General features: G+C 63.1%; 15 protein-coding genes. 8 read left to right on the top strand and 7 right to left on the bottom strand.

Features of this window, described 5'->3' with window-relative positions; genetic code table 11:
* Positions 1-80 precede the first annotated feature (80 nt).
* The 3 genes from hisS to hisG all read left to right on the top strand — a co-directional run bounded on the left by hisS (position 81) and on the right by hisG (position 3575).
* Positions 81-1553 carry a histidine--tRNA ligase gene (gene hisS, locus BLW55_RS16275; RefSeq protein WP_090329487.1) on the top strand — a complete coding sequence of 491 codons (1473 nt, stop codon included), beginning with the start codon at positions 81-83 and terminating at the stop codon, positions 1551-1553.
* A gap of 214 nt (positions 1554-1767) precedes the next feature.
* Positions 1768-2886 carry an ATP phosphoribosyltransferase regulatory subunit gene (locus BLW55_RS16265; protein ID WP_090329485.1) on the top strand — a complete coding sequence of 373 codons (1119 nt, stop codon included), beginning with the start codon at positions 1768-1770 and terminating at the stop codon, positions 2884-2886.
* Positions 2883-3575: an ATP phosphoribosyltransferase gene (hisG, locus tag BLW55_RS16260; RefSeq protein WP_090329484.1), complete on the top strand. Its 693-nt coding sequence runs from the start codon at positions 2883-2885 to the stop codon at positions 3573-3575. The genes BLW55_RS16265 and hisG overlap by 4 nt, the downstream gene beginning before the upstream one ends.
* Before the next feature lie 68 nt (positions 3576-3643).
* Here the strand turns inward: hisG and BLW55_RS16255 are convergent, their stop codons facing one another.
* Genes BLW55_RS16255 through BLW55_RS16245 form a run of 3 tightly spaced genes read right to left on the bottom strand, consistent with a single transcriptional unit; the run spans position 3644 to position 6524 of the window.
* A complete protein-coding gene (locus BLW55_RS16255; protein WP_090329483.1) occupies positions 3644-4879 on the bottom strand; it encodes an MFS transporter in 1236 nt (411 codons plus the stop codon).
* Positions 4880-4881: 2 nt separating this feature from the next.
* Entirely contained in the window at positions 4882-5196 is a 315-nt protein-coding gene (locus BLW55_RS16250; RefSeq protein WP_025031325.1) for an ArsR/SmtB family transcription factor, read from the bottom strand.
* 59 nt (positions 5197-5255) lie between these two features.
* On the bottom strand, positions 5256-6524 hold the full coding sequence (locus BLW55_RS16245; protein ID WP_090329482.1) for a DNA recombination protein RmuC: 1269 nt from the start codon (positions 6522-6524) through the stop codon (positions 5256-5258).
* Positions 6525-6622: 98 nt separating this feature from the next.
* Between BLW55_RS16245 and def the strand changes: the two genes are divergently transcribed.
* From def to truA, 4 genes are all read left to right on the top strand, one after another.
* Complete coding sequence (gene def, locus BLW55_RS16240) at positions 6623-7153, top strand: peptide deformylase (protein ID WP_007009651.1); 531 nt, start codon at positions 6623-6625, stop codon at positions 7151-7153.
* Positions 7154-7277: 124 nt separating this feature from the next.
* Positions 7278-8213: a methionyl-tRNA formyltransferase gene (gene fmt, locus BLW55_RS16235; RefSeq protein WP_090329481.1), complete on the top strand. Its 936-nt coding sequence runs from the start codon at positions 7278-7280 to the stop codon at positions 8211-8213.
* Positions 8210-8713 carry a GNAT family N-acetyltransferase gene (locus BLW55_RS16230; protein WP_090329480.1) on the top strand — a complete coding sequence of 168 codons (504 nt, stop codon included), beginning with the start codon at positions 8210-8212 and terminating at the stop codon, positions 8711-8713. The genes fmt and BLW55_RS16230 overlap by 4 nt, the downstream gene beginning before the upstream one ends.
* Positions 8714-8715: 2 nt before the next feature.
* Positions 8716-9459 carry a tRNA pseudouridine(38-40) synthase TruA gene (truA, locus tag BLW55_RS16225; RefSeq protein ID WP_025029997.1) on the top strand — a complete coding sequence of 248 codons (744 nt, stop codon included), beginning with the start codon at positions 8716-8718 and terminating at the stop codon, positions 9457-9459.
* Here the strand turns inward: truA and BLW55_RS16220 are convergent.
* Positions 9453-9995: an Lrp/AsnC family transcriptional regulator gene (locus tag BLW55_RS16220; RefSeq protein ID WP_025029998.1), complete on the bottom strand. Its 543-nt coding sequence runs from the start codon at positions 9993-9995 to the stop codon at positions 9453-9455. The two genes, truA and BLW55_RS16220, sit on opposite strands and share 7 nt — an antisense overlap.
* A gap of 51 nt (positions 9996-10046) precedes the next feature.
* Between BLW55_RS16220 and BLW55_RS16215 the strand changes: the two genes are divergently transcribed.
* On the top strand, positions 10047-11222 hold the full coding sequence (locus BLW55_RS16215; RefSeq protein WP_090329479.1) for an MFS transporter: 1176 nt from the start codon (positions 10047-10049) through the stop codon (positions 11220-11222).
* 22 nt (positions 11223-11244) lie between these two features.
* Here the strand turns inward: BLW55_RS16215 and BLW55_RS16210 are convergent, their stop codons facing one another.
* Genes BLW55_RS16210 through BLW55_RS16200 form a run of 3 tightly spaced genes read right to left on the bottom strand, consistent with a single transcriptional unit; the run spans position 11245 to position 13460 of the window.
* The gene (locus BLW55_RS16210) at positions 11245-11841 is read right to left on the bottom strand and encodes a hypothetical protein (RefSeq protein WP_025029999.1); all 597 of its coding nucleotides are present in this window, start codon (positions 11839-11841) and stop codon (positions 11245-11247) included.
* Complete coding sequence (gene dapE, locus BLW55_RS16205; protein ID WP_090330028.1) at positions 11842-13029, bottom strand: succinyl-diaminopimelate desuccinylase; 1188 nt, start codon at positions 13027-13029, stop codon at positions 11842-11844.
* A 59-nt stretch (positions 13030-13088) separates the two neighbouring features.
* Entirely contained in the window at positions 13089-13460 is a 372-nt protein-coding gene (locus BLW55_RS16200; RefSeq protein ID WP_090329478.1) for a DUF805 domain-containing protein, read from the bottom strand.
* Positions 13461-13469 lie beyond the last annotated feature (9 nt).

The raw sequence follows: 13469 nt of genomic DNA, 5'->3' as shown, positions 1-13469 counted from the left end.
CCGCTTCGGTTCTGATCGGCTAGGACAGCCGCGCCCCCTTTCAGGGCGCGGTTTTCTTCTTTTCACGGACGGATTTCGACATGGCGAAAAAGGCTGACAAGACCCGGGCAAGGCTCCCACGCGGCTTTGTCGACCGCCATGCGAGCGACATTCGCACCGTGGAAGAGATGTGCGCGAAGATCCGCGAAGTCTATGAGCGCTATGGCTTCGACCCGGTCGAGACCCCGATCTTCGAATACACCGACGCGCTCGGCAAGTTCCTGCCCGATCAGGACAGGCCGAACGAGGGCGTGTTCTCCGTTCAGGACGATGACGAGCAGTGGCTCTCGCTGCGCTACGATCTGACCGCGCCGCTGGCGCGTCATGTGGCCGAGAATTTCAACGACATCCAGCTTCCCTACCGCACCTATCGGGCGGGCTATGTGTTCCGCAACGAGAAGCCCGGACCGGGCCGTTTTCGCCAGTTCATGCAGTTCGACGCCGATACGGTGGGTGCCCCAAGCGTCGCCGCCGATGCCGAGATGTGCATGATGATGGCCGATGTCATGGAAGCGCTCGGCATCGCCCGCGGCGACTATGTGATCCGCGTCAACAACCGCAAGGTGCTCGACGGCGTGATGGAGGCCATCGGCGTCACCGACGAGGCGCAGAAGCTGACCGTGCTGCGCGCCATCGACAAGCTGGACAAGTTCGGACCGGAAGGCGTGAAGCTGCTTCTCGGCGAAGGCCGCTGGGACGGCGGCAAGGAAGGCGAAGGCGATTTCACGAAGGGTGCGGGACTGGACGAGGAGAATGCCCAGATCGTTCTCAACTATGTTGGGGGCAAGGCTGACCAGCTCGACAATGAGACGTTTCAGGCCGGTGCTTCAGAACTCGCGCAAATCGAAAACCTCTGCCGCGCAGCAGGCTACGATGAAAGCCGCATCAACATCGACCCCTCTGTCGTGCGTGGCCTCGAATACTACACCGGCCCCGTTTTCGAGGCCGAGCTGACCGCCGAAATTCCCAATGAGAAGGGCGAGATCGTGCGCTTCGGCTCCGTTGGTGGTGGCGGGCGTTATGACGGGCTTGTCTCGCGCTTTCGTGGCCAGCCGGTCCCGGCGACAGGCTTTTCCATCGGCGTGTCGCGTCTGGCGACCGCGCTCAAGAATCTCGGCAAGCTCGGTCAGGATGCCGTTCTGCCGCCGGTGCTCGTCACCGTCATGGATGGCGACACGGAGGCGATGGCGAAATACCAGCAGTTCACGCAGACCCTGCGCAACGCCGGCATTCGCGCCGAGATGTATCAGGGCAACTGGAAGAAGTTCGGCAATCAGTTGAAATATGCCGACCGCCGCGGTTCGCCGCTGGCCATTATTCAAGGCGCGGATGAGCGCGCCAATGGCGAAGTGCAGATCAAGGATCTGATCGAGGGCAAGAAGCTTTCCGCCGAGATCGAAAGCAACGAGGAATGGCGCGAGGCCCGCGTGGCGCAGATGACGGTCAAGGAAGGCGAACTCGTCGAGACGGTGCGCAAGATGCTTGCCGCGCAGACCGGCGGGGCTGCGCGATGAAAGCTGCCGATGCCAACGCCGTCATCCCGGCCGACCGAAGGGAGAGCCGGGACCCATTGGAAGACCGCGACAGTGCGCGGCCCAGTTCCGATCTTGGCACCCGTCAGCGCGGCGGGCTTCTTCTGCGGTGGCCGGCCGCACCTCTCAATGGGTCCCGGCTCTCCCTCCGGTCGGCCGGGATGACGGACGTCAGCTTCTTCAGGGACACGCCCCAATGACCCTGCGCGCGCCCGACTTCGCCGACAAAATCGTCGCGCTCTTTGCCGAACGCGATGCGGCACTGACCGACATCCCCATCATCCAGCCGGCCGATCCATTTCTGGATATGGCCGGCGAGGATCTGCGCCGCCGCATCTTCCTGACGGAGAGCGAGACCGGCGCCAATCTCTGCCTCAGGCCGGAGTTCACCATTCCCGTCTGCCGCGACCATATCGAAAAGCGCGCCGCGACCCCGCAGCGCTATGCCTATCTGGGCGAGGTGTTCCGCCAGCAGCGCGAGGGCGGGGCCGAGTTCTTTCAGGCCGGCATTGAGGACCTTGGCGCAAGCGACCGCGCCGGCGCGGATGCCCGCTCGCTGGCCGATGCCCATGCGCTTTTGACGCGTGTTCTGCCGGGCCATGCGCTCTCCGTCACGCTGGGAGATCAGGCCGTGTTCGAGGCGGTGCTTTCGGCCCTTGGCCTGCCGCGCGGCTGGCAGATGCGCCTGACCCGCGCCTTCGGCTCGCAAAAGCTTCTGCAGGCCGCGCTCGACGATCTCGCCAACCCGCAGGGAGCCGCAAACCTGCCGCGCGCCATCGCCGGGCTTGTGGCCCGTGGCGACGAGGCCGCTTTGTCGGAGCATATTGCCACGGTGATGGACGAAACCGGGATTTCTCCCTCTGCCGGTCGTGCCCCGCAGGAGATCGCCCGGCGGCTCATCGAGAAGGCGGACCTGCGCAGCGTCCGGCTAACAGATGAAGCCATGGGCGCGCTGAAGGCATTCGTTGCCATGCGCGTTCCCTTTGCCGAAGCGGGCGAACGGCTTTCTGCCTTCGCCGCCGAGAACGGGCTCATTCTCGATGACGCACTCGAAACCTACGCCGCGCGTGCTCAGCGGATTTCTGACGAGGGCCTGCCGCTCGAGGCGCTGACCTATGATGCCGGCTTCGGTCGTCCACTCGATTATTACACCGGGTTCGTGTTCGAGGTCGCCTCTCCCAAAGGTACGGTGTTGGCCGGCGGTGGACGCTATGACCGGCTTCTGACCCTTCTGGGCGCGGAGACGCCCATTCCCGGCGTCGGCTTTTCCATCTGGCTCGATCGCGTGGCAGGTCTGAAGGAGACAGCGGCATGAGCATCACCCTTGCCCTGCCCTCCAAGGGCCGCCTGAAGGAAAACGCGCTGGCACAGCTCGAAAAGGCCGGTCTGACCGTCCACCTGCCGGAAAACGACCGGCGCTACCGCGCCACGCTCGAAGGCGTGGACGGTGTCGAGATCGCCTTCCTTTCCGCATCCGAAATCGCGCGGGAACTGGAGCGCGGCACGGTCGATCTCGGCGTAACCGGCGAAGACCTGGTGCGCGAGACCATTCCCGACTGGCAGCGCAAGGTGGAGATCGCCGCAAGGCTGGGCTTTGGCCGGGCAGACGTGGTGGTCGCGGTGCCGGAAGTCTGGTTCGACGTGGCGACCATGGCCGATCTTGACGATGTCGCAGCCGATTTCCGCCACCGGCACGGACGCCGGCTCAGGATCGCCACGAAATACTGGCGGCTGACCCAGCAGTTCTTTTCCCAGAAGCACGGCATTCAGGTCTACCGCATCGTGGAAAGCCTCGGCGCGACCGAAGGCGCGCCGGCGGCGGGTTCGGCCGATGTGATCGTCGATATCACCTCGACCGGATCGACGCTCACGGCCAACCATCTGAAGGTGCTCGATGACGGTGTGATCCTGCGTTCCGAGGCCTGTCTCGTGACAGCACTTCGGGAGCGATCCCCGTCTGACCAGGCGGCTCTTGACGCGCTGACGGAGCGTTTCTCAGGCTAGGCCTGCTTTTCCGGAAATCCGGCTGGAATTTCGAAAAAATCATGGCTCTGGAACGGAATTCTTCCGTTTCAGGCCGTTTTCGGAAATTTTGGGCGGGCCAGAAAAGCCGCCATCCAGAACGCCCCGACCATGACCAGTGTCGCGGCGAAAGCGAGCATCAGATAAAGGTCATATCCGCCGCTTGCCGCCCAGAGTGCTGCGACGCCCAGAGGCGCAACCGCCTCCACCAGGCGTGACGGTGTGATGAGTGCGCCGTTGATCGCGCCATAGGCCTCGCGGCTCAGCATTTCCGGCACGGCCAGCCCGCGCACGATTGTCATCATGCCATTGGCGGCGCCATAGAATGCGGCAATGGCAGCGATAACCAGTATGTGCGGTGGGGCGAAAGCATAGCCGATGAGCACCAGCGGAAAGACCCCCACCATGATCGCGCCGATGCGGCGGACGGGCGCGTCAGGCGCAAAAGTCCAGATGGCAATGCGACCGGCAACCTGCGCCGGGCCGATGACGGCGACGATGCTGACGACTTCGCCGGCACCCAGCCCGCGCTCCAGAAGCAGCGGATAGATGTGGAAGCTCAGGCTGGAGAAAACACCGGCATAAAGCACGAGAAAGAGCACCAGCGCCCAGAAGACCGGCTGACGAAACGCCCAGGAAACTGCAGCGCGGCCGGCGAGTTCGGGCGTTCCGGTGTCCCTTGCCGGCTCTTTCGGCCTGTCTTTTGTGGGGTCGATCACCGCGAAATAGAGGCTGGCGCACAGGAAGGCGTTGATTGCGCCCAGCACCATCAGCGCGCCACGCCAGTCGAGCGTGTCGATAAGCCATTGAACAAGCGGCACGAACACGGTGCTGGCGAAGCCGCCCCACAATGTCAGCGCGGTGATGGCGCGCCGGGCCTCCAGTGCACCGACGCGGCGGGCGAGCACAGCGAAGGCCGGTTCATAGAGGGTTGCCGCCTGCAGCGCGCCAAGCAGCGGAACGACCACGTAGAACAGGGCGATGCTGTCGACCTGCGACCACAGGAGATAGAGAAGCCCGGCCATGAGGGACGCGCCGCTCATGACCCAGCGCCCCTGCCCCCGGTCGATCGCCGCCCCGACCGGATAGGCAGCGAGCGCAGCAAGTATCAGGCCCGCCGTGGCACCGCCATAGAGAAGCGGTTTTGACCAGCCAAGCTCAATCCGCATCGCTTCAGCGATGAGCGGGAAACTGTAAAAGATCGAGCCCCAGGAACAGATCTGGGCAATGCCGAGCGCTGTAATCATGCGCCGGTAGCCGGGGTCCGCGGTCAGGGCACGCGCCATGGTCAATGTTCCCCGGGGATAGAGCTGGAGTTGCTGTCGGCACAGCATTCATTGACCAGATAGCCGATCAGCGCATGCATGGCAGGGTAATGCGCACGGCAGATCAGCGTGGTGCCCTGTCTCTCGCGCGTGATCAGCCCGGTCTCCACAAGCTTCTTGCAATGATGCGAAAGCGTGGAGGCGGGCATGGGCAAACGCTCCTGAAGCGCGCCCACGGCCAAGCCTTCATCGCCCGCACGCACAAGCAGGCGGTAGAGGCGTAGCCGCACCGGGTTGCCGAGGGCTTCTAGCTGGGATGATGCCGTTTCAAGTTCCATGCCGCGGACGCCTAGAGGCTCGCATCCACGCCGTCAACACTATTTCGAAAATACTCGAATTATTCGTCAACCACACGCAGGCGCAACTGGCCGGAGCCCGGGCCACCCTCGCCATCCGGCTTTTTGGGAGCGAGACGATTGTCGCTTGCCCCGGGCTTCTCGGCCTCGCCCGCGCCCAGCTCCAGCGCCTCGATCTTCGCACCCCGCTTGGTGACCTTGTCGGTCGAGGTGAGGATCATGTCGATGTCCTTGTTGGCCTGCATGAAATGGGTCTGCAGTTTGCGGACCCGATCATCCAGCCGGCCGACATCCTCCATGAGACGCACCACTTCGGCCTGGATCAGATGTGCCTGCTCGCGCATGCGCGCATCCTTGAGGACTGCCTGAATGACCTGAATGGACAGCATCAGGAGCGATGGCGAAACGATCACCACACGGGCGCGATGGGCGCGCTGGACGAGGTTTTCGAAATTTTCGTGGATCTCGGCAAAGATCGATTCTGACGGCACGAACATGAAGGCCGTGTCCTGTGTCTCGCCGGTCAGCAGATATTTCTCCGAGATCGCCTTGATGTGAACCTCGACATCGCGGCGAAACGCCGATTCTGCGGCCTTTCGGGCTTCGGGCGAACCACCTTCACCTTCGGATGCCGCACGGATGGCGTTCCACGCTTCGAGCGGAAATTTCGCATCGATCACCAGAGATGGTGCATCATTGGGCATCTTGACCACACAGTCGGGCCGGCTGCCATTGGAGAGCGTCGCCTGAAATTCATAGGCCGTGTGCGGCAGGCCGTCGGCGATGATCGCCTCCATGCGCGACTGGCCGAAGGCGCCGCGCGTCTGCTTGTTGGAGAGGATCTGCTGAAGCTGCACCACCTGACCGGCGAGTGACTGGATGTTGTTCTGTGCCGTGTCGATGACCGCCAGCCGCTCCTGCAGTTTTGCGAGATTCTCGTGCGTCGATTTGGTCTGCTCGGTGATGGACTGGCCAAGCCGCGAGCTCATGCCGTCAAGCCGGTCAGACAGGGCCTTGGTCAGCTCCGCCTGCCGGCTGCCGAACACTTCGGCAATCGAACCCATGCGGCCCTGAAGCTCCGCCTGCGCCTTGGTGAGCTCGGCCATGCGGGCTTCCGCCTCGCGGGCATGCTGGGCGGCTTCGGCAGCCGCCACCGCGCGTGCGCGCGCAGCGCGCCAGAGCCCGGTCACAAGCCCGGCCATCAACACGAAGAGCAGGATGCCGCCGGCAAGAAGAAGCTGGCCAAGCGTGAATGTGCTGGCACCCAGCTGCGCCACGGGCGTGGAAAAAATGTCGGACATCTCATTCATGCGCGGCACTCTAGACGATTCGCAACCCCATCATAAGACCAAAACGTGAACACGCGTTCCGTATTGACCTTCTCGCAGGCAGGGCTTACCTGACTGCCATGACGATTAAACCACTTGTTCTTCTTCCCGACCCCATCCTGCGCGAGACCTCCAAGCCGGTCGAGCGCTTTGACGATCAGTTACGCACATTTGCCGACGACATGCTGGCAACCATGTATGACGCGCCGGGCATAGGCCTCGCCGCCATTCAGGTGGGCGAGCCGTTGCGCATGCTCGTGATCGACGTTTCGGAGAAGGACGAAGAGCCGGCGCCGATGGTGGTGATAAACCCGCAGATCGTTGCCAGCACCGATCAGCGCAATGTGCATGAGGAAGGATGCCTTTCCATTCCCGATTACTATGCGGAAGTGGAGCGGCCTGCCGGCGTGACGGTCAACTATCTCGATCTGGACGGCAAGCAGCAGACCGTGGAGGCCGACGGCCTGCTTGCCACCTGCCTGCAGCACGAGATCGACCATCTGAACGGTGTTCTGTTCATCGACTATCTGTCGAAGCTCAAGCGCGACATGGTGGTGCGCAAGTTCAGGAAACTCGCCAAGGACCGCCCGCCCGCGCGCATGGTCGGCTGACCCAATCCTGCCATGTGAGGCAATTGGCCCTGCAGGGCTTGACCAGAAGCGGATAAATCCGCTTCAAGCACCGCAGGAGCGCGGGTGCGCTCGTTTGACTGACTGAACGCATCGGACACGCGGCATGGCACTTCGTCTCATCTTCATGGGCACTCCGGATTTCTCCGTCGGCACATTGCAGGCGCTGGCTGGGGCCGGGCACGAGATCGTCGCCGTCTATTCGCAGCCGCCGCGACCTGCCGGACGACGCGGACTTGAGCTCACCAAGTCGCCCGTTCATCAGGCTGCAGAAGCGCTCGGGATCGAGGTGCGGACGCCGAAATCGCTCAAGGGCGAGGATGAGCAGGCCGCCTTTGCCGCGCTTGAAGCGGATGCGGCCATCGTGGTGGCTTACGGGCTTCTTCTTCCAAAGCCCATTCTGGAAGGCACACGGCTTGGCTGTTTCAACGGTCACGCCTCGCTTCTCCCCCGCTGGCGAGGGGCTGCTCCCATCCAGCGCGCGATCATGGCCGGCGACACAGAAACCGGCATGATGGTGATGAAGATGGACGAAGGGCTCGACACCGGACCCGTGGCCATGACATCCCGCGTTGCCATCACCCCGGACATGACAGGCGGCGAACTGCACGATGTGCTGAAGGAAACGGGCGCTTCCCTCATGGTCGAAGCCATGGATGCGCTCGAAAAAGGGGCGCTTACGCTGACACCGCAGCCCGAGGAGGGCGCGACCTATGCCAAGAAGATCCTGAAAGAGGAAACGCGTGTCGACTGGAACAGCCCTGCCCGCGCGGTTCACGATCACATTCGCGGGCTTTCGCCCTTTCCCGGCGCCTGGTGCGAGATGACATTCGGCAGCAAACCGGAGCGCGTCAAAATTCTGCGAGCGGAGATGGGCAGGGGCGAAGGCGCGCCCGGCGAAGTGCTGGACGACGCTCTGACGATCGCCTGCGGCGACGGCGCAGTGCGGCTGACCGAAGTGCAGCGCGCCGGCGGAAAGCCCATTCAGGCGGTGGACTTCCTGCGCGGGGCGAAGCTCGGAAAAGGAACCGTGCTTCCATGAACGCAGTGAATATTCGTACCGAAACCGTTGCCGACCGCGACGCGGTCCATACCCTGCTGCGCACTGCTTTTGGCGGCGATGGCGAAGCAATGCTTGTTCAGGCACTTCATGCAGATGGCGACGTGGTTCTTTCGCTCGTGGCTGAAACTGAAGGCACGGTGTGCGGCCATGTGCTCTTCTCGCGCCTTCATGTCATGAACGGCGACGCTCGCTTCCCCGCCGTAGCGCTCGCGCCGCTTGCCGTTTCGCCTGCCCTCCAAAGGCAGGGGATTGCCGCGCGGCTTGTCGAGGAAGCTCACCAGCGCCTGATCGACGGCGGCGAAACGCTGTCTGTTGTCCTGGGCGAACCAGCCTATTACGGCCGCTTCGGCTATCGGCATGAGGATGCGACAAATTTTGAGAGCGACTATCAGTGCGAGGCACTGCAGGCCGTGCACTGGGGCAATGATGCACCGAGCACAGGTAAACTCGTTTATGCTCCAGCCTTTGGCGGGCTTTAAGCATGGCGCGTTTTCGCATCGACATCGAATATGATGGTGGGCCCTATTTCGGCTGGCAGCGGCAGGCTACCCATCACTCCGTGCAGGCCGCGCTGGAGACCGCCATCGCCGCCTTTTCAGGCGAAGAGGTGACGCTTTTCGGCGCCGGACGCACGGACACCGGCGTGCACGCGCTGGCGCAGGTGGCGCATTTCAACCTTTCGCGAGAATGGACGGCGCGCACCGTACAGAACGCGATCAATGCGCATCTCGCCATGGCGGAGGAGACGGTTGCCGTGATTGAGGCTGCGCAGGTGCCGGACGATTTCGATGCACGCTTTTCCGCCAAGGCCCGACACTATCTCTACCGCATTCACAATCGCCGCCCGCCACTGACAGTGGACCGCGCTCATGCCTGGCATGTGGCGGCCCCGCTCGATGCGGAAGCGATGCACGAGGCTGCTCAGAGGCTGGTCGGAACCCATGATTTCACCACGTTCCGCGCAGCCCAGTGCCAGGCGAAGAGCCCGATCAAGACGCTCGAGAAGCTGGACGTGACGCGCAATGGCGAATTCGTGGAAATCCGCGCCTCGGCCCGCTCCTTCCTGCACAATCAGGTGCGGTCCTTCGCAGGAACGCTGAAGCGTGTGGGCGAAGGCGGCTGGAGCGCAGATGATGTGACCCGGGCGCTCGAAGCCCGCGACCGCAAGGCCTGTGGCCCGGTCGCGCCACCGCATGGGCTCTACCTCACGCGTGTGGACTACTGAACGATCTCTGCCGGCCGCGCGGCCTTCGGCACCGGCCATGACAAGGTTACACCCGGCTGCGGTGGCCGCTCCAGATAGGTGGAGAGCACCACATAGCTGCGTGTGGCCTTGACGCCCGGCGTGTCATAGAGACGGGCAAGAAGACCTTCCAGCGCGCGGGTCGAAGCTGCGCGCACTTTCAGCAACATGCAGGCATCGCCCGCCACCGAATGGACCTCTTCCACCTCAGGACACTCGGCGATTGCCATCAATGCCGGCGTCTTGCCCCAGCCGCTCGTGTCCACATGGATGAAGGCGAGCAACCCCTTGCCCACCGCGCCCGGATCGATCAACGCCGCCATGCGGCGAATCGCACCGCTTTTCTTGAGCCGCTTGACCCGTTCATGGGCGGCGGGTGCAGAAAGGCCCACCCGCTTGCCCAGCTCGGCGTAGCTGACTGTCGCATCCTCGACCAGAACGGCTAATATTTTTCGGTCCATCGGGTCCAGCTGCTGTGCCGCGGCAGCCAGCGAGCGAATATCATCTGTTTCTTTCATGGTTCGGCATTTTCCGATTGATGCTTAATTTCATTCGGTCAGTATGCCTTTATGTCGAAGATCAATCAAACTCCAATCGAAGAGCCTCTGGCGCTGGCGCTCGACGGCCGCATTCCGCCGGCCGTCTTTCTGCTGACGGGATGCGTCGCCGTGATCGGCTGCAACTCGCTCGTTCTGTCCCCGATCGCACCGGAGGTTTCGCGTTCGCTCGACGCTTCGGTCCAGGGTGTGATGATCGCCTCGGCCGCTTTCGGCCTGGGCACGGCCGGCAGCGCCCTTTTTCTGACGCGCCATATCGACCGTCTCGGCGCATGGCGCATGCTGCGGCTGGCCTTTGCAGCGCTTGCAGCCGCACTCGGTGTCAGCGCGCTCGCCCCGGTTCTGGCGATGCTGGTGGCCGCGCAGCTTGTCGCGGGGCTTGCTGCGGGCGTCGCCCTGCCGGCGATTTACACCAATGCCGCCACGGTTGCCCCTGCCGGGCGCGAGACGGAAACCGTGGGGATCGTTCTGACAGGCTGGACGCTCAGCCTTGTCGCAGGTGTCTCCCTTTCAGCGGTGCTGGCGGACATATTGCACTGGCGCGCCGTGTTTGCCCTTGTATGTCTGCTGGCCGTGGGTGCCTTCCTGATACTGGCTCTCAACGGGCGGCGCGACACGCCATCCGACGAGCCCGCCATGGCGCCGCTGGCAGCCCTTCGCACGCCGGGTCTTCTTCCGCTGCTTCTGGCCTGCGGTGCTTTCATGGCCTCGTTCTACGGCGTTTATGGCTATATCGGCGCCCATCTTGCCGGTGCACTTGGCAAACCCGTTAGCGCAAACGGACTTTTGACACTGGTCTACGGGCTCGGATTTGGCGGAGCGGTGCTGCTCGACAGACCCGTTCAGCGCCTCGGCGCTCACAATCTTCTGCCCTTCGCCTTTGCCTTCGTCGCTGCAATCTACCTCTTCATGATGTGGGGCGCGCATAGCTTTGGCATCCTGCTTGCCGTGGCTTTTGTGTGGGGTCTGGCAAACCATCTCGGTCTCAACATGCTGATCGTACGGCTGAGCGGCATCGCGCCCGGCAGACGCGGCGCGATCATGGGGCTGAACAGCGCCACCACCTATATCGCCGCCTTTGTCGGCACGCTGGGCTTCGGCCCGGTTTATGCCGGGCTCGGACTGCCGGCGGCTGCAGCAATGGCAGCTCTCCTGACGCTGGTTGCCGCTCTATCGGCCGCGCGCTGAGAGACTTGCTTGGGCCCTGCCCCTAACCCACTCCGCGCGACAGGCCAAGCAGCCCCTCGGCCGTGAAAAGCACTGCGAGGGACGCCGCAAACATGGCGGCGAACACAGCCGTGGCGACGGCTGGCCCCTTGCCGATGGCGACATTTGTGAGCCGCCACGACAGGATCATCGTGCCGATGAAAACGAGGAAGGTCAAAGAGCCCGTGAGATCGGCAGCCTCCGGCAGAAGCAGCTGGAGGAGCATGACAGGAAGCATGACCCAGGAAAACAGCGCAGAGGCCCAGTTGCTGGCCACCACGTAATGCACGAAACGATCAGCAACGCCGGCTGGGCGCGCGGCGAGCGCCAGAATGACGTAGGGCAGGACCCAGGTCGCCAGGTCCGTCAGCAGCAACCGCGCGAACAGTGAGAAGCGGGAGCTGAAAACATCTGCACCCGCCAGTTCGTTGGAAATCGTCACCCATCCCACCACCATGGGCGGAACAGCGACGAGAATAGCGAAAAACGAATTCCAGAAACCGTCCGCCGACAGATCAAGCAGGCGCAGCCCCTCCGAACGCCCCATCATCATGCGCCAGACACCGGCAAAATACTGCTGGATCTCGGCGAAGGAGGGCATTCAGGCAAACCAGTCTTCAAGAAAACGCAGATAGATCTGCGTCAGGGTTTCAAGGTCTGTCAGCGCCACACGCTCATCGACCATGTGCATGGTCTGGCCGACAAGGCCGAACTCGACCACGGGGCAGTAATCTTTGATGAAGCGTGCATCCGAGGTGCCGCCGGAGGTGGAGAGTTCCGGGCGTACACCGACTACGGCCTCGACCGAAGCCGACAGGGTTTCGACCAGTTTCTCGTCCCGCGTCAGGAAAACGGGGCTCGGGCGGCCAAGCCAGTCGATGTCGAAATCGACTGGCTGCTCGGCGCCTTTGCGCAGGCGGTTTTCCTCTGCGGCGCGGTCGAGCCGGTTGTGGATTTCAGCCTGCAGGCTTTCCACGCTCCACGTATCGTTGAAGCGGATGTTGAAGACCGCTGTCGCCTTTGCAGGAATAACGTTTGTCGCCGTGTTGCCCACGTCAATCGTGGTGACTTCCAGATTGCTCGGCTGGAAATCGGCTGTGCCTTCATCGAAGGGCTTTTCAAGGAGTGCGCCAAGCAGCTGCATGAGGCTGGGCACCGGATTGTCTGCCCGGTGCGGATAAGCCACATGACCCTGGCGGCCGTTGACGGTGATGCGCCCGGTGAGCGAACCGCGCCGGCCGATCTTGATCATGTCGCCGAGCCGGTCGGGATTGGTGGGTTCGCCGACGATCGATGCGTCCCACTTTTCGCCGCGTTCCACGGCCCATTCAAGAAGCTTGACCGTGCCGTTGATGGCGGGGCCTTCCTCGTCGCCGGTGATGAGGAAGGAGACGGAGCCTTTCGGCCTGCCGTGGGTCTTCACATAGCGGGCGAGTGCGGCCACGAAGCAGGCAATGCCGCCCTTCATGTCGACCGCGCCGCGGCCATACATCTGGCCGTCGGCGATGGCGGCGGCAAAGGGCGGATGCTTCCATGCGCCTTCATCGCCGGGCGGCACCACATCTGTGTGACCGGCGAACATGAGGTGCGGCCCCTCGCCGGCGAGCCTGCCGTAAAGATTTTCGATATCGGGCGTACCCTCTTCGGAGAAGACCGGGCGTTCAACCGTGCAGTCGAGCGCCTTCAGCATGCCCTGAAGCACGGAAAGCGCCCGGCCTTCAGCCGGCGTGACGGAGGGGCAACGGATGAGTTCGGCGAGATTCGCGGCGGGATCGGTCGGCAGTGTCATGCGCAAGGGATAATCCAACATCAGGCTGCTGTCACGCAACAAGCGGCCCAGCCTTTCGGCTACTGCTTCGGCGCGTTTGTCCGATCACCATATTCGTTGGCGCCCGCATCGCCCGGATAGAGGCAAAGCACGATAAAAGCGAGGATCGACACCATCGGGATAAAGAGCGAAACGGCAAAAATGCCCGGCTTGCCGAAATCATGCAGACGCTTGACGCCCAGCGCGACGGACGCGAAAATCGAAACCACAGCCAGACCCCAGAAAAGCAGGGCCCATAAGCCGCTGGCGCCGCTCCCTTCCGGCGCCAGGGTGAAGCGATAGAGCACAAAGATCTGCAGGACAATGAGAAGCATGCCCCCCAGGAAAAAGGCGGCACGGCTCACCCGTCCGGAAAATCCGAAAAACAGCCAGGCCATCTGTCCCTTGGGCATTGTGCTTCT

Source organism: Nitratireductor aquibiodomus (assembly GCF_900105565.1).
In the GTDB taxonomy this organism is placed as follows: Bacteria; Pseudomonadota; Alphaproteobacteria; order Rhizobiales; family Rhizobiaceae; genus Nitratireductor; species Nitratireductor aquibiodomus.
Note: the sequence above shows the minus strand (reverse complement) of the source record. Positions and strands in the feature narration are given on the sequence as shown.

Bases quoted from the DNA above. Each gene is read 5' to 3' on its own strand.
- hisS (WP_090329487.1), top strand. From the start codon at position 81: ATGGCGAAAAAGGCTGACAAGACCCGGGCAAGGCTCCCACGCGGCTTT.
- BLW55_RS16265 (WP_090329485.1), top strand. From the start codon at position 1,768: ATGACCCTGCGCGCGCCCGACTTCGCCGACAAAATCGTCGCGCTCTTT.
- hisG (WP_090329484.1), top strand. From the start codon at position 2,883: ATGAGCATCACCCTTGCCCTGCCCTCCAAGGGCCGCCTGAAGGAAAAC.
- BLW55_RS16255 (WP_090329483.1), bottom strand. From the start codon at position 4,879: ATGGCGCGTGCCCTGACCGCGGACCCCGGCTACCGGCGCATGATTACA.
- BLW55_RS16250 (WP_025031325.1), bottom strand. From the start codon at position 5,196: ATGGAACTTGAAACGGCATCATCCCAGCTAGAAGCCCTCGGCAACCCG.
- BLW55_RS16245 (WP_090329482.1), bottom strand. From the start codon at position 6,524: ATGAATGAGATGTCCGACATTTTTTCCACGCCCGTGGCGCAGCTGGGT.
- def (WP_007009651.1), top strand. From the start codon at position 6,623: ATGACGATTAAACCACTTGTTCTTCTTCCCGACCCCATCCTGCGCGAG.
- fmt (WP_090329481.1), top strand. From the start codon at position 7,278: ATGGCACTTCGTCTCATCTTCATGGGCACTCCGGATTTCTCCGTCGGC.
- BLW55_RS16230 (WP_090329480.1), top strand. From the start codon at position 8,210: ATGAACGCAGTGAATATTCGTACCGAAACCGTTGCCGACCGCGACGCG.
- truA (WP_025029997.1), top strand. From the start codon at position 8,716: ATGGCGCGTTTTCGCATCGACATCGAATATGATGGTGGGCCCTATTTC.
- BLW55_RS16220 (WP_025029998.1), bottom strand. From the start codon at position 9,995: ATGAAAGAAACAGATGATATTCGCTCGCTGGCTGCCGCGGCACAGCAG.
- BLW55_RS16215 (WP_090329479.1), top strand. From the start codon at position 10,047: ATGTCGAAGATCAATCAAACTCCAATCGAAGAGCCTCTGGCGCTGGCG.
- BLW55_RS16210 (WP_025029999.1), bottom strand. From the start codon at position 11,841: ATGCCCTCCTTCGCCGAGATCCAGCAGTATTTTGCCGGTGTCTGGCGC.
- dapE (WP_090330028.1), bottom strand. From the start codon at position 13,029: ATGACACTGCCGACCGATCCCGCCGCGAATCTCGCCGAACTCATCCGT.
- BLW55_RS16200 (WP_090329478.1), bottom strand. From the start codon at position 13,460: ATGCCCAAGGGACAGATGGCCTGGCTGTTTTTCGGATTTTCCGGACGG.